Here is a 25,329-nt window from a genome sequence, read left to right as displayed (position 1 = left end):
CATGAGCACCTTTATTGATTTACTTCACCAACATGAGGCCGAGCTTGCACCGCTTTTAAGGGCGGATGCTAAACGGGCAATGTATGCCATGCTGCGTTGTAAAACTGAGCAACAAGGTCACAGCCTTTGGCAGTGTGAACATTGCCCGCATCAAGACCAATTGACGCTGTCTTGCGGCCATAGGCATTGCCCGCAGTGCCAACACCATTGCACCACTGGCTGGTTAACTCGCCAACAACACAAGCTGCTACCCACGACTTACTTTATGGTGACCTTCACCCTGCCTCATGAGCTAAGGGCTTTAGCCCGCGTGCAGCCTAAAGCCTTATACCAAATCATGTTCAAGGTGGTATCAAGCCTGTTAAAGGACTTTGCCAAACGCCAGAACCAGGGGGAATTAGGGTTTACCGCCGTACTGCATACCCATAGCCGCCAGCGTAACCTGCATCCCCACTTACATGTATTGGTGGCCGGTGGGCGCTATCACCGTGCGAAGCAGCAGTGGCATCACTGCAACAAGAAGTACTTGTTTAACGCCTTTGCGCTGGCCAAGGTATGGCGAGGGAGAATGCTAGATGCGCTCAATCAACACCCAAACATCAAGTTGCCCCCGCATATCCCCACCAAATGGGTGGTCGATTGTCGCAACGTAGGTTTTGGGCTGCCCGCGCTACAGTACTTATCTCGCTACTTGTATCGCGGGATCTTATCCGATAACGACATCATCAGTACCAATAACGACCAAGTGAGTTTTAGGTATCTAGATAGCCAAAGCCACACCACCAAAATCCGCACCTTGCCTACCTTAAGGTTCTTAAGGCTTATCTTGGCGCATGTATTGCCCAAGGGATTACAGCGGGTGAGAGATTATGGTTTTTTACGGGGCAACGCCAAACACATATTGCGGCGCATTCAGTTACTCCTGCGAGTGCCGCAACGCGTGAACCTCGCCGCGCTCCAAACCGACAAGCACAGCGCGACCCGGCCATGCCCTTGCTGCCAGCACCCCATGCACTGCACAGGCGTGAGTCGAACGAGCTAGCCGAAAGGCGAACAGGATAAGGAGAATGGCAGGGCTTAACATGAGGATGAATACATAAAAAAAATAACAGCTTAGCACCATGTATGACAGGTAAAGGCTTAACGCCATTCACCCAGTCTTAGCCAAACTCGCCTTGTAAAAAGTAACAAGGCCTTGGCCCCGCCAACATCAATACCGTTATTTACTATAGAAGGGAGCATCGGGCTTGTTCAACACCCGAATAAGGTGGCGGCTACGCGACACCTATTCTTATTTGTTAGCAAGCTTTATCGCCCTCTGAATTTTCGTAAATTATCTTTGAGATCTACTTTAAGGTTTAAAATATCACTTTCTACTTTAATTAAACCTTGATGTCTTTCCTCACCTTCAAGGTTATTATATGATTGAGTTATTCCGTTAAGAATTTCATGTATTTTTGTATCAAAGTGCCCATACGAATACTTGAATTCTTTCTGCTCTTCTGCAGAGAGCAAAGACTGAGCAAAATCTACATCTATACGATAACAATCTTTAGATTTCCAAAACAAGCCTAATATTTCACTCTTAGCCTTTGAATGATCTTCATAATAATAAGGTGTAGTGGGAGGAAAATATTCATCTTTGAATACCCCCCAATATTGTTCGACATTGCTAATACACTCTAAAGCAACACGGTCAAGTTCCTTAAAAGTTTTAAATCGTTCGGCATGGCTAAATTGATGTTTCCAAGTTTGCAAAGCAGAGATAGCAATAATTACTGTTAATAAAGTTCCAATACCAGCAACAATCCCAAACACTTTATATAAAGCATCTAATGTCTCAGAGTTACTATCAAGGCTAATCCCCAAAATCATACCGATTACTAGTAATGCAAAACAGCAAAACCAGATAATTCCATCATTCAAATGCTCGACTCCTAGTTGCTTGCTAACGCTAAGTAGGCCGCACGTGCGGCCTATCCCATTCAATGAACGCGCAGCCTATCACAAAAAATATGACCTTCATCACGTTCGCTCATCAATTAATGATTTGATATTAACCCATTGTCTACCTTAGTTTTTTACTCGGCATCAATCAATCGTCGATCCATTTTTTTCATTGATTACTTTGACAAATGACGCAAACGAAACCAGAGGTACTGTGCAAATACAGCATATACCCTAGCCTCTCTTCGCCAAGTATGACTGCAAGGGCGACATCATGTTCGAGGAAACCCGCGATGACCTTCTGCTGGCCCACGGTCAATGATAAGTGTGATTTTATTGAATGATGTCAACATAAAGACGACAAAAATGAGTGCGAAGTAAGCGATGATTAAGCCTTACGGAACCAGGCGGCGACATCATCGATCCGATTAGCAACCCCTTGGCAGGAGTAAGCACCAACTCACTTAATTCACTGTCACTTCGAATAGAAGTGAATTTACGCCTAGCACCTGAAGCCCAAACAATACTAGCTTCGCATTAACTCCGCCATTTCAAGCAGTGATTGCTCTATATAAGCTTGCATCTGCTCAAGTTTGTCCTGCATTGCCGTTCTACTGGTCATATTGAAACAAATGGAATCATGTTGCTTAAAATAACGGATCCCAAAGCCGTCATCGACAATCGGTCCATAACCTGCCAACTCAACGCCGTATTCTGATGTGGTACTGGTACACACAATGCTGTGTGTCAGTGCTTGATAACCCACGTCGCTAAATATTTGCGGAAGATTCTCAATACCAAGCGTATCCCCCACGCTGGTATAACGATATTTTAAGGCCAGTAAATGCGCATGAACGCCTTGACCAAAACGACACTCCTTGGCTCGTGCCACGTGCTTGCGAGTCGCTTGAATCAGCGCCGATTTTTTGGCCTCTGTAGAACAATTGGCCGCACCTATACTTTCGATAAACAGCATCGATTCAGGAGAAACCGTATACAAAACATCGATACGCCCACCGAGAAAGGTTCGAGTCATCACAGCTTCGTAGGCGCTGAAGCACTTGCCATAGAGTTTATATTCAGCCAACTGCAGCGCAAGCTGCACGAACGCATCAGGGCTGACGCCAAATTGTTTAATTTGATTTTTACCAAACTGAGTAAAATTCAAAACTCTGGTTTGAGTATTGGCAACATGCAGAGCGAACCAATCCTCCGCAGAGCAAAGCGTTTGTTTCAAATCATCGTTTAAATCAAACTCAATTTCTTCAACGAGAGGAACAGCCGCTTGATTTCTCTTCGCAGAAACTTTCGCTTGAGGCAAACAACACTGATCAATCGTGTCATAAATATGAGCGATTAAACGAAGCATGACCGAACCATCCACGCCTGAGTGCTCAAAATTGATCCCCGTTTTACCATTCTTGAAAACAATAAACTGCAGTGATTTGTCAAAGAAGCGATCCTGTCCAGAACCGTGAAGTAACTGTTTTGAGATCTCGGTGAGTGCTTCCGGGCAATCTTCATCAAGGCTCACGACAAAAGCAGCATCTTCGATAATGCGCATTCGCTCGCCATTTCTCGCCGATATGTCAAGTAAATCGGCTCTACTTTTTGCCCAGTTATCGCGTGGCAAAGTACTGAGTAAACCAAAGTTTTGTCCTTTCTCTGAACCAGAAAGAATTTCATCAAACGCAGCTTTAAGTGCAGATAGGGCGTAAATATTACCGTATTCATCCAAGACATTGAGCTGATAGATCCGCTGATGATGCATGATTACAATATGCTTTCTAGACGACCCGACTTTCAGATCATCAGTGCCTTGCTGCGGTATTCTGGTTGCAGAAAAAATATTTTGATACTGTTCCATGCAAAGTGGCAGATCTTTTTGCATGTCAACCTTCAAGGTTTTGTTATCAATCAAAGCGATAAACTGGTAAACACTCACAATCAGCGCAGCAGCAATAGTTGCCTGTGAGTTTGTTTTTTCATCAAGCTTACTTTTCAGGTAGTAAAATACGTTACTGTGGATCACCAGCGATTTGGGACATGCTAAGTAAAAGTCACGCCAAACAGGGGCGAACCAGTTAGAAATTGCGGGAGCTTGAGCCCATTCAATCAGATCATGCTGTAGCCTTTCTCCCTCCCCCCCGGGCTGAAGAAACCGCGTAATAAGCGCTCGAGTTTGACCTCGCTCTTGTTCCGTCAATAATGGCGCAGCCCATTCCATGAATTTACCGCAGGTTTCATTTAGCTCTGGCACCGGCATAATAGGTAGCTCTTTTTGACAACTAAATGTGTTATCCATGGACCTTTCACTCCTCAAACAAACAAGTGTTTCCTTCTCATCAGTCACCAACGAACATCCAAAAAACTAGCGTAATTTAGTCCTAAGAGATAAACCCTTTATCGAGTTTGAAGCATCCCCTTTTATCATCATTTACCCAGCCAACGACCTGTAACATCGGAACGAATGTCAGTAGAGTTTATTTTAAAAGGTGAGCGTTATTTGCACTCTGCGACCATTTGATGAGAACCACGCCCGTCAGGGCTGTGCGTTCATCAGTACAGCTATAAAATGATTACAATTCAAATTGTTTTAGCTGTAATTATATCTTTTATTGATCTGAACATGACTAGCGTTATATTAATTAGTACATTTAAAACAATGTGTTATCTAATTGAGTATAAATTTACAATTCAGTAAATACTTATTCACCACTTGATAATTAGAGCTCTAATCATTAGGATCGTAATCAAATAAACACCCAGCTGATTGTTTTTTAAACGAAGCTTAGACTTATCTATGCCCAATCACTCGGTATAACATATCTAATTACAGCCGCACTTTTGATGTCGCGCTGATACAACAACTTAAAAATACAGGCAACTCTGCAGCGGTATGAAAACGAGAACTAAAGCAGTAATTGGCCAGTATGGAGAAACCTTGATGCCATCGTTAGTCGTTTATCAAAACTATGTTCATGGTCAATATATATCTAATGGTACGGGTGAAACATTTGAAGTCATTAACCCGGCAACTGGTCGCGTCAGCTACCTGGTTGAAACGGCCAATCAAGCGATTCAAGAAGCGGCCATAAAGAGTGCTCAATCTGGGTTTAGCACATGGTCAAAAATGCTCCCCATTGAACGCAGCCGTATTTTGTTAAAAGCCGTGGCTTTATTGCGTGAATACAATGATGAACTCGCTGCGCTTGAAGTTCTGGATACCGGCAAACCATGGCAAGAAGCATCGGTGGTTGATGTCGTGACGGGTGCAGATTCAATTGAGTTTTTTGCAGGCTTAGCGCCAAGCATTGAAGGAAGTCAGCAACCGATTGGCGATGATTTTTATTATACCCGCCGTGAGCCTCTTGGAATTTGTGCGGGAATTGGCGCTTGGAACTATCCTCTGCAAATTGCTTGCTGGAAAGCGGCCCCTGCGCTGGCCTGTGGCAATGCCATGATTTTTAAACCCTCAGAGGAAACCCCGCGCGGCGCAATGCGCTTAGCTGAAATTTTGACTCAGGCAGGTCTTCCCGATGGTGTGTTTAATGTGGTTCAAGGCGATGCTCAAGTTGGCGCTTGGTTAACAGGGCACCAAGATATTGCCAAAGTGTCTTTTACTGGTGAAGTAGGCACTGGCAAAAAAGTGATGCAAGCTTCTGCTAGCTCATTAAAACAAGTCACCATGGAGTTAGGCGGTAAATCACCGCTGATCATCTTTAATGATGCAGACCTAGACAATGCTGTTTCTGCGGCCATGTTAGGTAATTTTTATACTCAGGGTGAAATCTGTACCAATGGCACACGAGTGTTTGTGCAACAAGATATTTACCCTCGTTTTATCGAACGTTTAATCGCGCGCACCGAACAAAACATTGTTTGCGGCGATCCGATGGATCCAAACACCAATTTTGGTGCGCTGATATCAAAAGCACATCAACAGAAAGTCCTCGATTACATCGAAATTGGCAAAGCTGAAGGGGCGACACTACTCACTGGTGGTTGCGCCTTACAACCAGAAAATGCACCCGATGGTTTCTTTGTTGCGCCAACAATTTTCACGGATTGCACCGACGATATGACTTTGTCAAAAGAAGAAATATTTGGCCCGGTGATGTCGATACTAACGTTTAGCGAAGAAGACGAAGTGATTGAACGGGCAAATCATACCCAACTAGGTTTAGCCGCTGGCGTATTTACTCAAGATATTAACCGTGCACATCGAGTGATACATCAGTTGCAAGCTGGAATTTGCTGGATCAATGCCTATGGTGCTTCACCAGCTGAAATGCCAGTGGGTGGCTATAAAATGTCTGGTATTGGCCGAGAAAATGGCAGCGAAACATTAAAAGCGTATACCCAAACTAAAGCGGTCTATGTGGGCATGCAGCCACTTGAAAGCCCATTTTAAGGAATAAATATGAGCAACGCTCAACAAGATTACATCATTGTAGGCGCGGGTAGTGCTGGCTGTGTGCTGGCCAATCGTTTATCAGCAGATCCGAGCAATCGGGTATTGCTGTTAGAAACCGGTGGCAGTGACAAAAGCATTTTTATTCAAATGCCAACCGCATTATCCATTCCGATGAATACTAAAAAATATGCCTGGCAGTTTGAAACCGAAGCAGAACCATTTTTAGACAAGCGCCGTATGCATTGTCCTCGAGGAAAAGTACTGGGCGGCTCGTCATCGATAAATGGCATGGTCTATGTGCGAGGTCATGCGCGCGATTTTGACGAATGGCAGCAACATGGGGCAAAGAATTGGGATTATGCGCATTGTTTGCCCTATTTCAAGAAAGCCGAAACTTGGTCATTTGGCGGCAATCAATACCGAGGAGATACGGGGCCACTTGCGGTCAATAACGGCAATCAAATGAAGAACCCCTTGTATCAAGCATTTGTAAATGCAGGGGTAGACGCCGGCTATTTGGCGACTGCAGACTATAATGGCGGGCAACAAGAAGGTTTTGGCCCGATGCATATGACGGTAAAAAATGGTGTTCGTTGGTCTACCGCAAATGCCTACCTCCGACCCGCTATACAGCGTGATAACCTAACAGTGATTACCCATGCCTTGGTGCACAAAGTATTATTTGAAGGTAAAACCGCGGTCGGCGTGCGCTACGAGCGTAAGGGACAAGTCATTGATGTATTTAGTGATAAAGAAGTCTTGTTATCTGCTGGTTCCATCGGATCTCCACATATATTACAGCTTTCGGGCATTGGTGAAGCGAGTACTTTAGCCAAAGCTGGCATAGAACAAATTCACCAGCTACCCGGTGTGGGCGAAAACCTGCAAGATCACCTCGAGTTCTATTTTCAATTTAAGTGTTTAAAACCAATATCTCTTAATGGAAAGCTGGACCCTTGGAACAAAATGTTAATTGGAACCCGTTGGATCCTGAATAAGTCGGGTTTAGGTGCAACCAACCATTTTGAGTCATGTGGCTTTATTCGTTCCAAAGCAAACTTAGAGTGGCCCGATCTACAATATCACTTTCTACCGGCAGCGATGCGCTACGATGGAAAAGAAGCCTTTGCCGGCCACGGTTTTCAGGTGCATATCGGTCATAACAAACCCAAGAGTAGAGGTTTTGTGAAAGTGGTTTCTAGCGACCCACATACGGCACCGAAAATTCAATTTAATTATTTATCTCATCAAGACGACATCGAAGGTTTTCGAGCCTGTGTTCGTTTAACCCGAGAAATCATTAATCAACCAGGCTTAGACGAATATCGCGGTGAAGAAATTCAGCCTGGATTAACCGTACAAAGCGATGAGGAAATTGATCGTTTTGTCAGAAATTCGGTAGAGAGTGCTTATCATCCGTCTTGTTCCTGCAAAATGGGTGAAGATGAGATGTCAGTGGTGAACTCAGAAACAAAGGTTCATGGGATTGAGGGCCTTAGGGTGATTGATTCTTCAATTTTTCCAACCATCCCGAATGGCAACTTGAATTCACCCACCATTATGCTGGCCGAGCGCGCCGCAGATATGGTTTTAGGTGTAGCAACTCTGGCGCCTAGCACTGCTGAAGTCGTGGTTGCAGAAGACTGGCAAAATAATCAGCGCTTACGGGCTGCAAAACGGCCGGCCAGCTAATCAGCCATCGCTATCATTTTATTGTAATAAGTGGGGGTTCGCCTCGCTTATCACAAATATGCGGTAACGGACCAACCGACGCGATTTCGCAAATGGTCCCTTAGCTAAGTTCAATTTATCAGGTTTTAACTATCGTCCGCACGATACTTAAGGTCTGATGGCAAAAGCCTTTATTAAAAATTGAGACCTGGCAGTTAAAACATAAAATAAGGAATTAATTATGTTTGCTAGTTATATACCTTCGGAGGCCAAATGATGACGACTTGGCTATCTATCGGCATTTTATTTACCTTCGTTGCCATTGCATTTATCATTTACCGTTGGGGAAACATCCAGTGTATTGGGGTCACTCCGGTGCGTAAGTTTACCTTTATCGCCATCCTATTTACCTCGGGATTAGATGTCGGGCTTATCATGTTCCCACTCACCGAGTTTTCTGGATACGCGGATTTAGTGACCAGCCCTGAATACGCCTTTAGTAATCCATTAGCGATAGAATTTGGTTTTTGGGGTTTCTTTATTTGGGCATTCTATTTCTTAACCTGCTTCTACTTTTGTGTGATAGAGCCCAGAGTTAAGTTTTTCGAAATCCCGTTGATTAAACTCATCAACAACATTGTTATCATTGGTACCTGCGCCTTTACGGCTTACTTATTACTGGTGAATCTACCCTGGTATTTACCCGAGTTGGGTGATGGTGAGACCATCGTAGGCAGTTTTTATCTAATCGTATTATTGGTGATTGCCACGGCGGTATATTCGAGTACCAACATTCGCTACGTAAGAGTTTTAAGCTTGGCGAGCAGCTGGTTGTTTTTAGCTTTAATCGGCTTAATGTGGGCTGGCGCATTCCTTGCCGATGGTTCGGGTCTTGGTGAATTCTTCTCAACCTTCGCGCTAATTGGGGATTATTTTGCCAATCTACATCACTTTGTCTTACCGATTAACGACTACCATGAATTTTACTTATTTTGGTGGTTTGCTTGGAGCATTATGATTGGTCAGTTTACCGCACGTTTTGTCGGCGGATTTAGAACTTATCAAGTATTAATTGCGATGATGGTATTCCCATCGATCCCTATCGCCATTTGGTTCACAGTACTATATTACTATAGTGTCAATGCAATTCCTGTAGCGGGATTTTACAATCTAGCAATGGTATTTGTTGGGGTAACATTTGTGATCAATTCGCTTGATTCATTGGTGCGCTTGTATACCGATAACCTAAATTTAACCGTACAGCGCTTTGGCAAAACAAGCTATATTATCGGTAATATTGCCGTACTCAGTGGGCTCACACTATTATTCAAACTAGATTTTCTACAAATCCAGTGGGTTGGCGCATTAGCGATAGGACTCATCTTAGGCTGCTTTGGCTATATTTTACTGACCCACTATCGCCAAGTCGTCAAAATAAAATGTTCTCCAAAAGGGAATACCATCGACTATAACAAGATTGAACTATCTAATTAGATAAGGTCAATTCAGAGCGTGGTTTGCGCAATAGCGAAAGCCACGCTGCTAAACTTCGATAGCTAAATCAAGCAGAATAGCGTCCCAGCTGACTCTGCTTGATTTAGCGACTACACAACAAAACCTAAAGCGTGCAAATCTCTAAATACGCCCACTCAGCTTTCAGCTTATCTAGCATTTTATATTGCACCACGTTTGTTAAAGCCCCTTAATACCAAGCGGATGAGTCATCAGATCAACTTATTGCACAGAATAAATCTGCCAATAACCAGAGATAAAGTGCGCTAACGAGTGGCTCTAATTACAAGAAAAATAATGCAGTTAGCGCTGATTTATAGCTGCGAGAATGAACCGACAATGAGTTAGATGAGTATAAGGCTTTAGCCGCCAATGAGTTCTTGCTATCCTCCTCCCAGGCTTAAGTCATTGCCAAGATGTTAAATCAATTAAACTCGAAAACATCAGCTCTGTAAGCATCTAACAATCAAATACCATGATGCAATGCCGTCAAACCAAGTGGAGCAAACATCGCTACGATTATTAGAGAGAGTTATATTGAACAGTGACAAACAGCCTTAAATAACATCAGGAGCGCATATGTCGTTAATGGCCGAGACACCAGCACCACCTTATTACGCCGTTATTTTTACCTCTCTTCGCACGGAAGGTGATCAGGGCTATGCTGAAATGGCCGAAAAAATGTTTACACTCGCTTCCAAGCAAGCTGGCTTTATTGGCATTGAGTCTGCCAGAGAAGAACTAGGGATTACGGTTTCATACTGGTCCGATCTTGACTCAATCAAACATTGGAAAGCCAATATAGAACATCAGCAAGCTCAAAAAATGGGTCGAGAGCATTGGTATTCATCATTTAAAACTAGAATCGCTAAGGTTGAACGCGACTATTAGCTCTAAAAGGAAAAAGGAAGAAGATGCTTACTCTTAGGCCAATGAAACAAAACGAGTATCCCGCATATTGTGAGTATTTCATTGATGATTACAGCCGTGAAATTGCAGAAAATTATGGCCACCCGCTAGACCTTGCAATCGAGATGGCACAAAAAGCATTACAGCTTAGCTTTCCAAATGGTCTAGATACCAAACAACACGCCTTATTATGTCTTGAAATCAGCATAGACAATCAATCAAATGTGGTGGGCTATTTATGGCATGCCATTAATACAGAGGACCAGGCGACATTCATCTATGACTTTTATGTTAACGAAACCTATCGAGGTCGAGGTTATGCTAAGCAAGCGATTGCGCTTCTAGAAGCTCAGCTTCAGCAGCAGAGTATAAAACAAATCAAGCTTAGAGTTGCTTACCAGAATAAACGTGCGCTCAAACTCTACCAAGCACTAGGCTTTAGTATTTCAGGCTTCAATATGTCTAAAATTCTGGAAGGGCCGTCTAAGCGCTGATGACAAACAACTAATAATTAATATATACCTTGTGAATCAATTTAGATTCACAAGGTATATGGTGCGGATCAGCAGCGATGATGGCTTGGCTTAGGCATCACGCTTGCTTAACCAGCGCAACAGTGCGTTTCACCAATTCAGTCACGCTATCCCAGTCAGATTGTTGAATGAGTTGCTTATCAACCATCCATGAGCCACCACAGGCAACAACCGCATCAATAGCAAGATAATCATTAATGTTACCTTCAGAAATCCCGCCTGTCGGCATAATATTCAACATAGAATAAGGACCAAGTAAGGCTTTAAGCATGGGGATCCCGCCAGAGGCCTCCGCCGGGAAATACTTCACGAGATGAATGCCATAATTCAAGGCCAATTCCACATCTGAAGGGCGACTAATGCCTGGAATAATCGGAATGTTATGATGGATACATGCCTCAATGGTTTTAGGATTAATGCCTGGTGAAACAATAAAATCTGCTCCCGCATTTTTGGCCGATATCACCTGCGCTTCATTCAACACTGTGCCTGCACCAATCAAGATCTTAGGCTGTGACTCGCGCAATGCCTTAATTGCATCCTCAGCGGCGAATGAGCGGTAGGTTATTTCTGCTACGGGTAAATGGTTATCAACAAGTATTTTGCCTAAGGGCAATATATCCTGAGCATGCTCAACAACAATCACTGGGACAACTTTAAGCTTCGAAAGCTTGTTCAATAAATCAGACATACTTACCTCACAATAAAACAGTCACAATTTCAGGGAAAGTGAGCAGCAACGCTAATACGGCTATCTGCATACAAATAAACGGCCAGACGGATTTGAATATATCAGTGAGTTCGATACCAGCCGGGGCTACGCTCTTGAGGTAAAATGCCGCTGGACCAAATGGTGGGCTTAAGAATGAGACTTGCATGTTGACGCAGAATAGAACCCCAAACCAGACCGGGTCATAACCTAATGCGATAATGATGGGAACAAATATGGGCATGGTTAGCATAGCAACGCCAATCCAATCGAGGAACATACCCAGTACCAACAAAACGCCCATCATGATTAGAATGGTAAAAATAGGCGGCGCATCTAAACCAATAAATAGATCTGCAATGTATTTATCTCCCCCCATCAGGTTATATACCCCAATGATCATCGTGGCACCAATACCAACCCAGATAATCATCCCGACAGTTTTTAGAGTATGTTTTAAGGCGTCAAAAATGATATTCAAGTTAAGCTCATTACGGTACCAAGCCGCAATCGCAACCCCGACGACCCCAACACAGGCTGATTCAGTAACCGACGCAATTCCCCCGTAAATGCTGCCTAATATCCATCCGGCAATCGCAACTGGTATCGCAATATCCTTCGCAATTTTCTTTTTATCTTCTCGACTTAAACCTTCTAATTCGCTTGCATCCATCGCCGGACCATAGCTTGGGTTAATATGACATAGGATCAAGATATACAACATGTAAAGGCTAGAAAGTAATACCGCTGCGGGGACTGAGGCTAAAAATAGATCACCAATAGACACATTGGCGGTCATGCCATAAATAATCAGTACAATACTTGGCGGAACCATCGTGCCTAAAGCACCGCCAGCAACGACAGTACCAATCGCCAAGTTCTGGTTATAGCCCAAACGTAACATTTGCGGTAAAGCAAGCATCCCTAAGAGCACCGTTTCTCCGCCAATAATACCGGACATCGATGCCAGCAATACCGCCACCATCATGCTCTGTAGGGCCACTCCACCTTTTATTCTGCCCGCCAAAACTCGCATCGCATTGTATAGATCTCTGGCAATGCCAGTTTTATCGAGCATGGTTGCCATTAACACAAACATCGGCACAGCTACAAAAGTATACGATGAAGTAAAGTCGGTGACCCGAGACGATACCATTTGCATAATGACCGTCGTATCAAACCAAAGATATGAAAAGGAAAGAGCAACAAGCCCCGTAAGAAATCCGAGAGGCATCCCTATGAATAAAAGAAAAATCATTGCAGCGAAAATAATCGCTGTCCCCATTCCAATACCAACCACACTAAGCATTGTGATTCCCCAAATTTAATCGATCATTTCGTTTAACAATATGGCGGTAAATATGAGTGACACAAAGCAGTAGCATCACCAGACATGAAAGGAAAAAGAATCCTTTGTTTAATGCAGGAAATGGAGTATCGATAACACTCCCAGAAGTCTGCATTTTAAATTTACCGAAAGGAGAAAAGAACGCATCTTTAGTTGCACAAAAAGATCCGTAAGTTAGCATCAACATAAAAACAAAGGTTAATAGTTCAACAAGTAATTCCATCCACCACTGTGTTTTTCTTCTAAATCTTTGACGAATAAAGTCCATACAGATATGTTTATTACTTGCATAACAAGATACACCTCCATAAATAAGTGAGATACTCACTAAAAATGTAGTCGTTTCATGAACCCAATTCGTTGGACTGTTAAATACGTAACGCATAACAACTTCAAAAAAACCAATTACCACAACAACAATAAACAGGATTGAAACCCATTCCCCAGCACTAACACAAAGATGATCTATTTTTTCAGAAAAAGACCTTTTCATATAAACCTTCCATTTTAAAATTAATGGCAGGACTCACCTGCCATTAATAACTTACAATATTATGTTTTATAGCATACCTTGAGAATCAAGATATTTAATAAGAACATCGTAATACATCTTCCCTATTTCTGAGTTATCTGCAGTTTCTTTCCAAATCGCTTTTGCGTAAGCTCTAACCTTATCAATTTCTTTTTGTTCCCAAGCTATCGGCGTCACCCCTTCTTTAATTGCTTCACCATAAGCAATCCGGTCTTCATAGTGAGCCTGTAATAGTGATTCGAGGGCCATACCTTTAAAATGCTCGACGAGGAAGCTTTGATCATCTTCTGGTAAAGCATTCCACTTTTTCAGATTCATAATAACGTGTACAGTGGGTGAAGAATGTATACCGGGGTAGATTGGGTACTTCGCTATATCGTGAACCCCTTGCTTTTGGTTGTTTGCAAAGGTAGAGAAATCGGCGGCATCGATGATCCCTTTTTCAAGTGCGGTATATATCTCAGAACCCGGTAAACCAACTGGAGCGGCCCCCATCCTAGCAAAGAGTTTTTGGATCGGTCCTGAAGGCGCTCGCATTTTAACCCCTTTAAAGTCTTCAACCTTTTCCAACTTAACTTTTGAAGGCAAGGATTCAGAGCCAGTCACAGAAACACCAATTAACTTCGCACCATAAGCTTGAAAAATCTTATCTACCACCTCCAGACCTCCGCCGTAGTAGTAGAACTTGAGAATATCTTCATCACTATTCCAAGCTGAAATAGTATCGCCAATTAAGCCAAATCCTGGGTCCTCTCCAGAATACATTGCAGCGGTTGCAATTGCGCCATCAATAATGCCATTGCGAACACCAGTTAACATATCTGATGATTTTAATACTGAATCTAAGGGTAGCAAATCAATATGAATACGACCGTTAGATGATTTCTCTACAGTATCCGTCCATTTCTTTTGAACCGTATACACCTGTTCTCCTGTAAAATTAGAACTTTGAAAGTTCAAGCTAATATCAGCAGCCAAAGCTGAACCCGCCAATAGAATTGACGATATAGTTAAAGCAAATTGTTTTATTTTCATTTTATTACCTTCACGTTTTAATTTGGTTATTATTTTAATCACTACACAGCGGCGAGCATCCCACCATCAACAAACAATAGATGCCCATTAACAAAATCAGAAGCTGCCGACGACAAATATACAGCAGCACCAATTAGTTCTTCAGGTTTACCCCAACGGTCTGCCGGAGTTCTTTTACAAAGCCAATCCGTAAACTCTTTATTTTCAACTAAGGGTTTGGTTAGCTCTGTAATAAAATATCCTGGAGCAATACCATTCACTTGAATATTATGTCTTGCTAATTCAACGCACCCACCACGGGTCAGCATTTTCACTGCACCTTTAGATGCGGCATAAGGAGTAATGGTATCTCGGCCTAATTCACTTTGCATGGAACCGATATTTATTATTTTTCCACACTGTCGCTCAACCATATATTTGCCAACTTCTTGCATCATCAAAAAGACGGCCTTTTGGTTAACTTGAATCACGTCATCCCAGTCCTGTTCAGGAAACTCAAGAAAAGGATGTCTTCGTTGAATACCGGCGTTATTGATTAAAATACCAATTTCACCAATTTCCATTTCGATTCTTTTAATAGAATCAACAATTTCTTGCTTATTCGTAACATCAAATGCAATGCCATATGCAAGAAACCCCAAATCAACCAATTCCTTGGCTGCATTTTCTGCTCTTTCTTGAGTAATATCGTTAATCACAATGGTGGCACCGTGTTCAGCCAAGCCTTTGGCTAAAAGATTACCAATGCCCTGTGCAGCACCCGTAATCAGTGCTATTTTTCCGCTCAAATCAAATAAATTTTTCATCTCGTCTCTCAAATGATAATTGAACTTTCATTGCCGAAGTTTTATCTTCAGCCAGCTTTAAGGCGTCAATTATTTGGGTAAATGGAAATACTCGTGTAAGCAGTGGAAGTGGATTGACTTTCCCTTTCTCAAGCCATCTCACTGCAGTTTCAAATTCGCTTACAAATCGAAAAGTCCCGCGAATGTTGATTTCTTTAGCCAGACATTTTGTTAATGGGAAATCCACCATGCCGGGTCGCATCCCAACCAGAACTAATGCTCCCTTCGCGCGAGTCATATCAATGCAGCCATGAAAAGCCTGCACAGCAGCAGAAGCTTCGAAAGACACATCAAAATAGCCTTTATCGGCTGTGTATTCCGTCGGCAAGCTTTCTAATGGGGAGTAAACTTTGTCGGCCCCCATCTCAAGAGCAATATCTCTACAGCGCTCGCTCAAATCAGTACCAATGATTTCACTTGCGCCTGCAGCTTGGCAGGCTGCAATAATGAGACAACCAATGGGGCCACATCCGGTCACCAAAACCCTTTTCCCCAACACACCACCGGCCTGATTGATGGCATGGATCGCAACCGAAAGTGGCTCGGAAAAAGCCATCACATCGTCACTAATGGTGTCGTCATAGGGAACAAGCTGTTGTTTGCTAACGCTCAAATATTCCGAGAATCCGCCATCCACATGGGGGTTACGCATCGCACTACCAAAGAACTCCATATTCACACATTGGTTAGAATTACCGCTTTCACAATAAAAACACTTACCACATGCTTTACTTGGATTGACAGCAACCGTCTGTCCGCTTTGATGAATACGACCGATGACTTCATGTCCAAGAGTCATCGGGTGGCACAAACTAAAATCGCCTATCCCGCCATGTTGATAGTAATGAATATCGGAACCACATATTCCGCCTCGAGTCACTCGTACAAGCGTTTCATCCGCGGTAACCGCAAATGAGGTTTCTTCAAGGCCAACCTCTCCTTTACCAAAAACTTTTATCGATTTAACTTTCATATTATTACCTATTGACATTTGCTTCCTCATCTCAAAACAAAACAAGGCAACCGCTTGCCATGTTAGATATCGATCAGCTATATTGGAAGGGTTACTTTTAAAAAGTGTGAGGTGAGACAAATTGATGAAAAAGAAAATACTCTTTATAATGGGTGTTTCCGGATCTGGTAAAAGCACCGTGGCAGAGTCAATATCCAGTTTATTATCATATAGTTATATTGATGCAGACGATTATCATCCTGAAGCTAATATCGCAAAAATGAAACATAACATCCCACTTAATGATGTGGATAGGCAACCTTGGTTAGATGCCTTGAACACAATGGCAACCGTATGCATTGATTCAAATGAAAACCTAGTGATCGCTTGCTCATGTTTAAAGCCTGAGTATCGAAAAATACTTCAGGCTGGGATCCAAGAAAGTTGTTTATTTGTCTACCTAAAAGGTTCATTCGAAGTGATTAGCGAAAGGATGAAAAAACGTGGCGAGCACTATTTCAATGGTGACTCTATGCTCAGAAGCCAATTTGATACCTTGATTGAACCGAGTACCAATGAACCCATCGATTATATTGAGGTTTCAATCCTAGAAAATGACATAAATGCAGTCGTAGAACTCACTGTAAAAAATTTAAGAGAACTTAATTATGTGTAATAAGCTATTAGCAAAGATCACCGAGAATCTCGAACAGCGCAGTATTTCTTCCCGAACTCAATACCTTAGCCGCTTAAAAAATCTTAAAGAAAACCAACTGTCAACCCACTCCATCGAACCCAGCAATGCAGCACATGTGTTTGCCGCACTTGATAAGCAACGACGAACAATTATTCGTCAAAAATCAAGTTATACCTTAGGGATCATCAGCTCATATAACGAAGTGGTTTCGGCACATGCGCCCTACCGTCATTACCCCGAAAAAATAAAATCAATCAGTGCCAAGCTTGGACACAGTGCGATATTTGTTGGGGGCGTACCTGCAATATGTGATGGCGTAGTACAAGGTTATCAAGGAATGGAACTATCCTTGATGAGCCGAGACGTCATCGCCATGGCAACCGCGATACCTTTATCTTGTGCCACTGCAGACCGAGCTGTTTTACTTGGCACTTGCGATAAAATTGTTCCTGGCATGCTAATTGGCGCCCTATCAAGGGGTCATATCCCAAGTGCTTTTTTACCCGCAGGCCCTATGTCCACTGGAATCAGCAATGCTGAAAAATCGAAAGCGAGACAAGATTTTCATCGTGGGGAAATCGATTTGGAACAACTCACCGACACGGAGTGTAAATGTTATCACAGTGAAGGGACCTGCACTTTTTACGGAACCGCAAATACCAATCAAGTCATGTTGGAAGCACTTGGTTTACAACCCATCGATAGTGGTTTATCCAAAGCTTGTATGGATAAATCCTCGGTGATTAACGAAGTGGTTTCTGGGCTGCTGGATAATACTGCACTCCCCTTGTACCAAGTGATTACAGAAAAATCGTTAATCAATGCTTGTGTTGTCTGGTTAGCGACCGGAGGGTCCACCAACCATACTTTGCACCTGGTCGCGATTGCGAGAGCGGCGGGTATAGACTTACGCTGGGAAGACATTGATCAACTCTCTGATATTGTACCCTTGCTTGCTAAAATCTACCCAAATGGACCAGCAGACGTCAATCAATTTCATGATGCTGGTGGGGTCTCGGCAATCATGGCCGAATTATTAAGCGCTGGACTATTACACCCCGATGCACTGTGTTTTAACAATCAGCCCATTTCAAAACAAATCCTCACAGCAGAACGAAAAGTGAGCGATCGAGCTATCATTGCAGACCTTGAGCATCCCTTCAGCCCAAGCGGTGGTATAAAATTACTCCAAGGTAACTTGGGACAAGGGATCATGAAAGTTTCTGCGGTTAGCGAAGCGAAACGGATCGTAAAAGCACCTGCGCGAGTGTTCGAAAGCCAACTGGCAGTTCACCAAGCGTTCCAAAACGATGAGCTATGGCAAGATGTGGTCGTCGTGGTTAAAAACCAGGGCCCAACCGCAAACGGTATGCCTGAACTTCACAAGCTAATTCCTTTACTGGGGATTATTTATGATAAAGGCTATCAAGTTGCATTAGTGACTGACGGACGTTTATCTGGCGCTTCAGGAAAGGTGCCCGCCGTCGTTCATATCACTCCCGAAGCCAAAAAAGGAGGCAGCATAGATTTAATTAAAGATGGCCAAATCATAGAGGTGGACGGGATCCATGGAATATTAAATGATATTGAACTTACTTACACTAATGAGATAGCATACGAGCCTCAAGGCTGGGCCAGCAAGGATCTATTCGATGGACTCCGGCTGGCTTTAGGTCATCCTAATAATGGCGCGATGAGCTAAGTTACAACGATATTAAATGCGATTTGAATGCATCCGATAAATGGGTGTGTTCAACACTTGGATAATAATAAATGAATAAAAGAACCACCATCGCAGATGTTGCTGAATATTTAGGCGTAAACAAGTCGACAATTTCTAGAGCATTAAATAACCCGAATCGGGTATCTGCCGACGTTCACTCGAAGGTGATTGAGGCATGTAAAGTTCTCAATTATATTCCAAATGTAGCGGCAAAAACGCTTGCGTTATCTTCCAGCAAATCAATTGTTTTAATCATTCCAAGTTTCACAAACTCGGTTTTTGCCGAGATTATTAGCGCGGCAAAGATTAGTTGTGAAAGCCTTGGCTATAACTTACTCATTGGTGATTCATCTTATACAACACTTGGGGAAGAAAAAGTCGTAGAAAATTTTCTTTCAAGAAATGTTGATGGTTTTATTTTTACTGAAACGGAGCACTCTCTCGCCACCCAAACCATGATCAAGAATAGCAATATTCCAGCCGTTGAAATTATGGATATCCTTGATAAGCCAACCTTCGATGCTAACTTTGGTGTCAACCAGTCAGATGCTGCCACAGAGCTAACCGAATACTTGATCTCTAAAGAACGAAAAAATATTGCGTTTTGCTCAACATGGCTAGATAGACGGGCAATGTTGAGAAAAACAGCATGGGAACTGGTCATGGAAAAACATGGCTTAGATTATCATCGATTCATTAATACCAAAGAACGAACCTCTTTTCATAATGGCGCAAATGCCATTTCGGAAATTTTGAATCAATGGCCAGAAACCGATGCAATATTTTTTGTCAATGACGATATGGCTGCCGGAGCCATCATGCAATGTCAGCGCTACGATATAAAAGTTGGCAAAGATATTGATATTGTAGGGTTTAATGACCTCGATTTCGCCGAAGTAATTAACCCTAGGCTCACCACCATCCGCATCCCTAGAGTCGAAATGGCCGAACTAGCTGTCACCACGATTATTTCATTGATAGAGCAGAAAGGTGTAGCCAATTTGCATCAAACACTCCCTTATGAACTGATGATTAGAGAAAGCGCATAACAATAGCACCATTAGCCAAAGCGAGGACTTTTGGGGCTAATGGTGCTCGCTTCTAAATGGCGCGATGATGTGAAACAAGCCAGCGATAAAGCGATGGTGTAGGGTGCCTCAAAAATGCTTTCGACAACAGCAGAGTCCCTTGGTAATTAACCTCAGATCGGTTTAAACCATCGCCATCAACCCTGTTTTTTCAGTGCTCGTGATGTTTAGCGATGGTTTTTCTGGTTTCAGACTGTATGCGATTAGTCCTCCAAGTAAGTTCAACATAAATCCATGCAGGCTCCGATGGCGGGAATGCTCTATCTGAGAGATGTTTTTCAGTTGGTCATTAATGGTTTCGATAATGAACCTTTTTGACAGCATCGCTCTATCCCAAGCGGCAAGTACTTTCGGTTTCATGTTCTTACGGTGGGTCGTAATCAGGGTGATTCCGTCCTCTTTTAAATCTTCGGTAAGTGCTTTACTGATATAGCCTTTGTCAGCATACAGTTTGTCGAAAAGGCCTTTGGATAGTTCCCGAACAGGCTTTCTATCATCGGTATTTGCAGGTGTAAGTTTGGCTGCAACGATATCGCCGAGATGGTTGGTAATGATGTGAAGCTTAAATCCATAGAACCAGCCCATTGTACCTTTACCTCTTGCCGCAGTTCCTTTGAAAACCTTATGCCTTGGAATGCGTAAATTGTGGCAGACCTTAATACTCGTAGAGTCAATAAACTCAATGCCTGTCGGCTCTCCTTTAACATGAGTAAAAAAGGAGCTCAATGGCACGAGCACAGAAGACATTACTTCAAGAAACCGTGTGTAACTGAGTAGTGTGGGAAAATCACTCTTGTAGTGACGGCGTACGATTCCAAGGTAAAAGTTTTTGAAATCACGCTGATGAGACATATGGAAAGCGATAATTATTGTCATGATTTCGCTTTCGGACATTCGACCTTTGCGGTTGCGCTTACGTTCGCCGCTTTCAAGCTGAAGTTTTTGCCACTGAGGTAGAAAAGCCTTACAAAAGTCATCGACATGACAAAATAAGTCCACTAATTTATGCATAGCTGGTTCCTTTGCGATGGTTCTCTCTTGGTCGAAAGATCTGATCGCAGAACCAGCTTTTAGTTCCCTTCTTTTTATCCCGAGTTCAGGTTAATTAGCGATTACGACAAAGTCGCTTGGTGTTAACATTGTTTTTAGAATGGGGGTCTAGTTTATTTTGTCCTAAAAACAAAAACCTTTCATACTCTCGATAGCCAAGATTACGCTTTTAAATCCCATCATCTTCGCCGAGTAGCGCAAATGAACAAAGGAGCAAAGTTGAAGTCTGTTTGAGCGTAGTGTTTACTTCGACGCCCTTGAGAATGAGCAACGCAGGGTTTAAGAAGATGCAGGGCGAGCTTTCTTTTTGCTTCGCTAAGCTTTGCTCGTTGAAGCTTAATGACTTCGCCGTAGGCGAAAGCTTTTACCCCGTTGCTAACACAGAACGGGGCAAAGTGCGTTAGATACGCACACTCTCAACTGTCAGCTTAGATTGCGAGCTGTATTGAGATGTGCTGATCGCATATGAACGATACAGCTAAGTCACACTAATCCACGTAATCACACCTTACAACAGCGCTATACGCGGAACTGTTTCACCTGCCCGTCTAAGTCCTCAGAAAGCACACTTAAACCGGCACTACTTTTACTAATTTCTTTAACACCATCTAAAGTCTTCTCCCCATAATCAGAAATTGTCACGATACCGCGGTTGATTTCTTCAATCGCAACTTTCTGTTCATCTGAAGCATTAGCAATTTGTGCGTTCATATCACTAATGGTGGATATCGCTTCCGCAATTTTAATTAACGATGTTCCTACATTACGCGCAATATCAGCACTCTTACCACCATTAGCTTTACTAGACGCCATTGCATCAACAGCTCGAACCGTATCTTTTTGTAAACGTTCGATCATGGCTTGGATTTCTTCGGTACTGTCTTGAGTTTTCTTAGCCAAAGTACGAACTTCATCTGCAACGACCGCGAAGCCTCGCCCATGCTCTCCTGCTCGGGCTGATTCAATTGCAGCATTGAGTGCCAAGAGATTGGTTTGCTCTGCTATTCCACGGATCACGTCCAGAATGGTCACAATGCTGCCAACATTCCCCTCCAATTCACTAATGACTTCTGAAGATTGGTCAATTTCTGCAGAAAGATTCTCAATCGAAGTAATCGCTTCTTGAACAACCGTTTGCACATGCTGCCCCTCAACATCTGCCGATTGTGCAACCCCTGCCGCGTTTAAGGCATTACCTGCAACCTCCTGTGCCGAAGCCGCCATTTGGTTGATAGCGGTCACCACCATTTCCATTTCGCGTTGTTGTGCGTTTGCCGCTTGACTGCCCTCTTCCACAATCCTATTCATATCGCCAACGGTTGTAGCCAAGGTGCCCACCGAACCTCGAATGCCTTGAACCACTCGCTGGATCTTAGCCACAAATTGGTTAAAGCCACTGGCAAGCTCGCCGAGCTCATCTTTACGTTGTTCGTTCAAACGTTGGGTTAAATCACCGTCACCCTCGGCAATATCCAGCAAGGAATGGCTGGTTTCTCGGATCGGCCGGACAATGGTCCTGGTAATGATGTAACCGGCAACACCGCCTAACACAATCACTAACAGCGCAGTCAAGCTTGCATAAAGCAAAATCAATCGCTGTATTTCAGAAAGCTTCGAGGTCACTTCATTCATGTCGATTTCATTAAGGATCGCCCAACGCTTACCCATAACTTCGATGGGAGCGTAAGCCGATAAAGCTTTTTCTCCTCGGTAATTTTGATTAACCAGCGAGCCGGAATCTCCACTTAAAGCACGACGGATAGCTTCCGATTGAACGGTTTGAAAACCAACATTGGTTTTGGCAGCGACTATCTCGTCCAATTCTGTTTGATTCACGCCTAACTGGGTCATCAAAGAGTTAAAGCTTTGCGGTTCTTCTAACAATAAACGGCTGGCACTTCTGGGTTTGTTATCAAGCCCAACCAAATAAGTTTCCCCAGTTTTCCCCAAGCCAGAGGCTTGCCAACTATAACCATAGGTCATCAATGCCGTTAATTTTTCGGAAGGAAGTGCAAACACTACGACCCCAACCGCTTCCGTTTTGTTATACACTGGTGCAGCTATAAATCCAGTAGGTAAACCTAAACTTCCAGGGTAAGCAGCATAGTCAATAAACGCATAACTCTGTCCATCCCCTTTAAGTTTCGAGGCTTGGCTAAACGCCTCAGCTAATCCAGATTGAGCGAGCATGGGATTAGTCACCGACATTCCGAAATCAATATGCTTTTTCACCGAATAAATTACACTGCCATTCGTGTCTAACAGCAAAATATCTTGCAGGCCAAAACGTTTTAAAAAGGCCCTGAAATAAGGGTGATAACGCTGGTGATTTGTCGTATAAGAAGTTTTGTCTGATGAAGCAAGCATTTCATCTTTATTGTCAATATCACTCGGGTTGTTCACAATATATTGCGCTTGCAAGGCGATCGCCGGTTCGCTCATCTGGTTAATCAAGGTGGTTACATCAAGCGCCTTCCCTGCATGAAGACTTTTATATTGCCCAGCAATATTGGCCTGATAATAACTCGCAAGTTGATCTTTTTGCCCCTGACGATCATTTCGCCCAACAAAAAACGAGAACGGCTTATAAGACGATGATAAATTACGCGTTGCATCAATCAGCGCTTGTTGTTGCGAAACATTCAGCAACTGACTTTCCAATGACCCAAAATACTGTTTCACTATTTCGGATGCGACATTGCGTAAGGAAATCATTTGGTCTCGACGCGCTTCCAGCAGTATTTCTTCTGTTTTATAGGACGAAAACGAAGCGATCACAGCCGCCGTACTCACCACCGCTAAAGCGGCGATAGTAACAATACTGAGAATAAATTTTGAACTGATTTTCATCGTTGACTGTACTCTCTGTTCATATAAATAAAGCGGTACCGAATACCTTAGGAGTCAACCTAAGTATTCAAGGTTCTTTCCATCACATGAACCTAGTTATACCAACGGACAACCATAAGTATCCCCGATAACCATAGTCAAAATTGTGTCCAAACCTATAATTTTGAACAGGTCATTCTCTACTATTTTTAAACTTCTCAAAAATATATCAACCCGACTTGTCTTCATATCGATATCAACCATACTTATTTGCGAAGTAATAAATGAATAAATTTAATCACTGAGCAAACTTGAGTCGTTCATATTCGAATGATTTCTTATTTCAAGTCAGTGCGTCCATCTAAGGTGTAGCGTCTGCTGCTTAACAACAAGACCGGAGAAAGATATGAACAAGTTTATTACATTACTCGGAGTAACTTCGTGCCTGATGATTAACGGTATCGTCTCTGCTGCGGACAAGCCCATCGTTGGGCTCATCACCAAAACCGATACCAATCCATTTTTTGTAAAAATGCAAGAAGGCGCAAAGAGCAAAGCCGATGAATTAGGTTTAGAACTCATAATATTTTCTGGTAATTTTGATGGTGATAATCAAACTCAAATACAAGCGGTGGAAAATCTAGTGGTTTCGGGCGCAAAAGGGATCCTAATTACCCCGAGTGATCCGGTCGCTATTGTGCCGGTTTTAGAAATGGCCCGCTCAGCTGGCGTATTAGTAATCGCGTTAGATACACCATTGAATCCTGCGAGTGCGGCAGACGCCACTTTTGCTACCGATAATTTTACCGCAGGAGATTTGATTGGACAGTGGGCGAAGAAGCAAATGGGTGACGGCGCCTCATCTGCCAAAATTGCTTTACTTGATCTCAACGAAAATAAAATCAGTGTTGATGTCGCTCGAAATCAAGGCTTCCTCAATGGCTTTGGAATTGATTTGAAAGATCCCCAAAATATGGGGGATGAAGATGATCCGCGCATTGTTGGTAACGAAGTGACGCAAGGCTCTCAAGATGGTGGGCGAACCGCCATCGAAAATCTACTTCCCAAAGATACTGGCATTAATCTGGTGTACACCATTAATGAACCGGCTGCTGCTGGTGCATATGAAGCGCTTTCAGCATTCGGCAAACAAGATACGCTGATCGTTTCAGTCGATGGCGGTTGCGCTGGAGTTGAGAATGTTAAAGCTGGGGTCATTGGGGCGACTTCGATGCAATTTCCACTCAGAATGGCATCGATGGGAGTTGAAGCGGTCTTTGAGTTTATGCAAAGTGGTAAAAAGCCACAAAATACCGCTGGGTTGGACTTCGTAAACACAGGCGTTGAGTTGATCACCGATAAACCAGTTGATGGCATTCCTTCTAAATCATCAGCCGAAGGTTTAACTTTATGTTGGTAAGTTAACTCGTTTTGTTACTTCCAGGCTGTGGGTCTTCAACGACTGCAGCCTATATCTTTATTCGAAACACCTCGACTAAACCAATCGCGCCTTGGGGATTACGTTTCTGCTG

20 protein-coding genes are annotated in these 25,329 nt (G+C 43.1%); 10 read left to right on the top strand and 10 right to left on the bottom strand.

The features are described 5' to 3' along the window. Position 1: 1 nt before the first annotated feature. Complete coding sequence (locus ACRRSY_RS06615; RefSeq protein ID WP_432451860.1) at positions 2-1,042, top strand: IS91 family transposase; 1,041 nt, start codon at positions 2-4, stop codon at positions 1,040-1,042. Positions 1,043-1,308: 266 nt separating this feature from the next. On the opposite strand, the gene ACRRSY_RS06610 is transcribed toward ACRRSY_RS06615, so the two are convergent. Further along, on the bottom strand, positions 1,309-1,926 hold the full coding sequence (locus tag ACRRSY_RS06610; RefSeq protein WP_432464632.1) for a hypothetical protein: 618 nt from the start codon (positions 1,924-1,926) through the stop codon (positions 1,309-1,311). Between the two features lie 547 nt (positions 1,927-2,473). Continuing rightward, the gene (locus tag ACRRSY_RS06605; RefSeq protein WP_432464631.1) at positions 2,474-4,252 is read right to left on the bottom strand and encodes a choline/carnitine O-acyltransferase; all 1,779 of its coding nucleotides are present in this window, start codon (positions 4,250-4,252) and stop codon (positions 2,474-2,476) included. 642 nt (positions 4,253-4,894) lie between these two features. On the opposite strand from ACRRSY_RS06605, the gene betB reads away from it, so the two are divergent. The 5 genes from betB to ACRRSY_RS06580 all read left to right on the top strand — a co-directional run bounded on the left by betB (position 4,895) and on the right by ACRRSY_RS06580 (position 10,950). Then, positions 4,895-6,361 (top strand): betaine-aldehyde dehydrogenase, encoded by a 1,467-nt coding sequence (gene betB, locus ACRRSY_RS06600; RefSeq protein WP_432456197.1) that lies wholly within the window; start codon positions 4,895-4,897, stop codon positions 6,359-6,361. Between the two features lie 9 nt (positions 6,362-6,370). Continuing rightward, the gene (gene betA / locus ACRRSY_RS06595; protein WP_432453976.1) at positions 6,371-8,056 is read left to right on the top strand and encodes a choline dehydrogenase; all 1,686 of its coding nucleotides are present in this window, start codon (positions 6,371-6,373) and stop codon (positions 8,054-8,056) included. A 255-nt stretch (positions 8,057-8,311) separates the two neighbouring features. After that, positions 8,312-9,529, top strand: coding sequence for a BCCT family transporter (locus ACRRSY_RS06590; RefSeq protein ID WP_432464710.1), 1,218 nt, complete (start codon positions 8,312-8,314; stop codon positions 9,527-9,529). Positions 9,530-10,126: 597 nt separating this feature from the next. Further along, positions 10,127-10,438: an antibiotic biosynthesis monooxygenase family protein gene (locus ACRRSY_RS06585; RefSeq protein WP_432453977.1), complete on the top strand. Its 312-nt coding sequence runs from the start codon at positions 10,127-10,129 to the stop codon at positions 10,436-10,438. Positions 10,439-10,461: 23 nt separating this feature from the next. Beyond that, positions 10,462-10,950, top strand: coding sequence for a GNAT family N-acetyltransferase (locus ACRRSY_RS06580; RefSeq protein WP_432453978.1), 489 nt, complete (start codon positions 10,462-10,464; stop codon positions 10,948-10,950). Between the two features lie 97 nt (positions 10,951-11,047). Here ACRRSY_RS06580 and ACRRSY_RS06575 read toward each other — a convergent pair whose 3' ends face one another. The 6 genes from ACRRSY_RS06575 to ACRRSY_RS06550 form a co-directional block, all read right to left on the bottom strand. Then, positions 11,048-11,680 (bottom strand): bifunctional 4-hydroxy-2-oxoglutarate aldolase/2-dehydro-3-deoxy-phosphogluconate aldolase, encoded by a 633-nt coding sequence (locus tag ACRRSY_RS06575; protein WP_432464630.1) that lies wholly within the window; start codon positions 11,678-11,680, stop codon positions 11,048-11,050. 7 nt (positions 11,681-11,687) lie between these two features. After that, positions 11,688-13,007: a TRAP transporter large permease gene (locus tag ACRRSY_RS06570; RefSeq protein ID WP_432453980.1), complete on the bottom strand. Its 1,320-nt coding sequence runs from the start codon at positions 13,005-13,007 to the stop codon at positions 11,688-11,690. Continuing rightward, a complete protein-coding gene (locus ACRRSY_RS06565; protein ID WP_432453981.1) occupies positions 13,000-13,539 on the bottom strand; it encodes a TRAP transporter small permease subunit in 540 nt (179 codons plus the stop codon). Before ACRRSY_RS06565 ends, ACRRSY_RS06570 begins: the two co-directional genes overlap by 8 nt. Positions 13,540-13,605: 66 nt before the next feature. Further along, entirely contained in the window at positions 13,606-14,613 is a 1,008-nt protein-coding gene (locus ACRRSY_RS06560) for a TRAP transporter substrate-binding protein (protein ID WP_432453982.1), read from the bottom strand. Positions 14,614-14,654: 41 nt separating this feature from the next. After that, entirely contained in the window at positions 14,655-15,419 is a 765-nt protein-coding gene (gene idnO / locus ACRRSY_RS06555; protein ID WP_432453983.1) for a gluconate 5-dehydrogenase, read from the bottom strand. Further along, on the bottom strand, positions 15,403-16,449 hold the full coding sequence (locus tag ACRRSY_RS06550; RefSeq protein WP_432464629.1) for a zinc-binding dehydrogenase: 1,047 nt from the start codon (positions 16,447-16,449) through the stop codon (positions 15,403-15,405). The genes idnO and ACRRSY_RS06550 overlap by 17 nt, the downstream gene beginning before the upstream one ends. A gap of 106 nt (positions 16,450-16,555) precedes the next feature. Here ACRRSY_RS06550 and ACRRSY_RS06545 point away from each other — a divergent pair, with 106 nt between their 5' ends. From ACRRSY_RS06545 to ACRRSY_RS06535, 3 genes are all read left to right on the top strand, one after another. Beyond that, the gene (locus ACRRSY_RS06545; RefSeq protein ID WP_432464628.1) at positions 16,556-17,086 is read left to right on the top strand and encodes a gluconokinase; all 531 of its coding nucleotides are present in this window, start codon (positions 16,556-16,558) and stop codon (positions 17,084-17,086) included. After that, complete coding sequence (locus tag ACRRSY_RS06540) at positions 17,079-18,809, top strand: dihydroxy-acid dehydratase domain-containing protein (protein WP_432464627.1); 1,731 nt, start codon at positions 17,079-17,081, stop codon at positions 18,807-18,809. The genes ACRRSY_RS06545 and ACRRSY_RS06540 overlap by 8 nt, the downstream gene beginning before the upstream one ends. Positions 18,810-18,880: 71 nt before the next feature. Then, positions 18,881-19,879, top strand: a complete 999-nt coding sequence (locus ACRRSY_RS06535) for a LacI family DNA-binding transcriptional regulator (RefSeq protein WP_432453987.1) — start codon at positions 18,881-18,883, stop codon at positions 19,877-19,879. 162 nt (positions 19,880-20,041) lie between these two features. On the opposite strand, the gene ACRRSY_RS06530 is transcribed toward ACRRSY_RS06535, so the two are convergent. After that, complete coding sequence (locus tag ACRRSY_RS06530) at positions 20,042-20,929, bottom strand: IS982 family transposase (RefSeq protein ID WP_432464626.1); 888 nt, start codon at positions 20,927-20,929, stop codon at positions 20,042-20,044. A gap of 558 nt (positions 20,930-21,487) precedes the next feature. After that, positions 21,488-23,818 (bottom strand): methyl-accepting chemotaxis protein, encoded by a 2,331-nt coding sequence (locus tag ACRRSY_RS06525; RefSeq protein ID WP_432453988.1) that lies wholly within the window; start codon positions 23,816-23,818, stop codon positions 21,488-21,490. A 385-nt stretch (positions 23,819-24,203) separates the two neighbouring features. On the opposite strand from ACRRSY_RS06525, the gene ACRRSY_RS06520 reads away from it, so the two are divergent. After that, positions 24,204-25,217 (top strand): sugar ABC transporter substrate-binding protein, encoded by a 1,014-nt coding sequence (locus ACRRSY_RS06520; protein WP_432464625.1) that lies wholly within the window; start codon positions 24,204-24,206, stop codon positions 25,215-25,217. Positions 25,218-25,329: the final 112 nt, after the last annotated feature.

Source organism: Agarivorans sp. QJM3NY_33 (genome assembly GCF_050870865.2).
In the GTDB taxonomy this organism is placed as follows: Bacteria; Pseudomonadota; Gammaproteobacteria; order Enterobacterales; family Celerinatantimonadaceae; genus Agarivorans.
The sequence above is the reverse complement of the archived record's forward strand: the minus strand, read 5'-3'. Positions and strand labels throughout refer to the sequence as shown.

Coding starts and splice junctions, on each gene's coding strand:
- ACRRSY_RS06615 (WP_432451860.1), top strand. CDS start 2: ATGAGCACCTTTATTGATTTACTTCACCAACATGAGGCCGAGCTTGCA.
- ACRRSY_RS06605 (WP_432464631.1), bottom strand. CDS start 4,252: ATGGATAACACATTTAGTTGTCAAAAAGAGCTACCTATTATGCCGGTG.
- betB (WP_432456197.1), top strand. CDS start 4,895: ATGCCATCGTTAGTCGTTTATCAAAACTATGTTCATGGTCAATATATA.
- betA (WP_432453976.1), top strand. CDS start 6,371: ATGAGCAACGCTCAACAAGATTACATCATTGTAGGCGCGGGTAGTGCT.
- ACRRSY_RS06590 (WP_432464710.1), top strand. CDS start 8,312: ATGACGACTTGGCTATCTATCGGCATTTTATTTACCTTCGTTGCCATT.
- ACRRSY_RS06585 (WP_432453977.1), top strand. CDS start 10,127: ATGTCGTTAATGGCCGAGACACCAGCACCACCTTATTACGCCGTTATT.
- ACRRSY_RS06580 (WP_432453978.1), top strand. CDS start 10,462: ATGCTTACTCTTAGGCCAATGAAACAAAACGAGTATCCCGCATATTGT.
- ACRRSY_RS06575 (WP_432464630.1), bottom strand. CDS start 11,680: ATGTCTGATTTATTGAACAAGCTTTCGAAGCTTAAAGTTGTCCCAGTG.
- ACRRSY_RS06570 (WP_432453980.1), bottom strand. CDS start 13,007: ATGCTTAGTGTGGTTGGTATTGGAATGGGGACAGCGATTATTTTCGCT.
- ACRRSY_RS06565 (WP_432453981.1), bottom strand. CDS start 13,539: ATGAAAAGGTCTTTTTCTGAAAAAATAGATCATCTTTGTGTTAGTGCT.
- ACRRSY_RS06560 (WP_432453982.1), bottom strand. CDS start 14,613: ATGAAAATAAAACAATTTGCTTTAACTATATCGTCAATTCTATTGGCG.
- idnO (WP_432453983.1), bottom strand. CDS start 15,419: ATGAAAAATTTATTTGATTTGAGCGGAAAAATAGCACTGATTACGGGT.
- ACRRSY_RS06550 (WP_432464629.1), bottom strand. CDS start 16,449: ATGTCAATAGGTAATAATATGAAAGTTAAATCGATAAAAGTTTTTGGT.
- ACRRSY_RS06545 (WP_432464628.1), top strand. CDS start 16,556: ATGAAAAAGAAAATACTCTTTATAATGGGTGTTTCCGGATCTGGTAAA.
- ACRRSY_RS06540 (WP_432464627.1), top strand. CDS start 17,079: ATGTGTAATAAGCTATTAGCAAAGATCACCGAGAATCTCGAACAGCGC.
- ACRRSY_RS06535 (WP_432453987.1), top strand. CDS start 18,881: ATGAATAAAAGAACCACCATCGCAGATGTTGCTGAATATTTAGGCGTA.
- ACRRSY_RS06530 (WP_432464626.1), bottom strand. CDS start 20,929: ATGCATAAATTAGTGGACTTATTTTGTCATGTCGATGACTTTTGTAAG.
- ACRRSY_RS06525 (WP_432453988.1), bottom strand. CDS start 23,818: ATGAAAATCAGTTCAAAATTTATTCTCAGTATTGTTACTATCGCCGCT.
- ACRRSY_RS06520 (WP_432464625.1), top strand. CDS start 24,204: ATGAACAAGTTTATTACATTACTCGGAGTAACTTCGTGCCTGATGATT.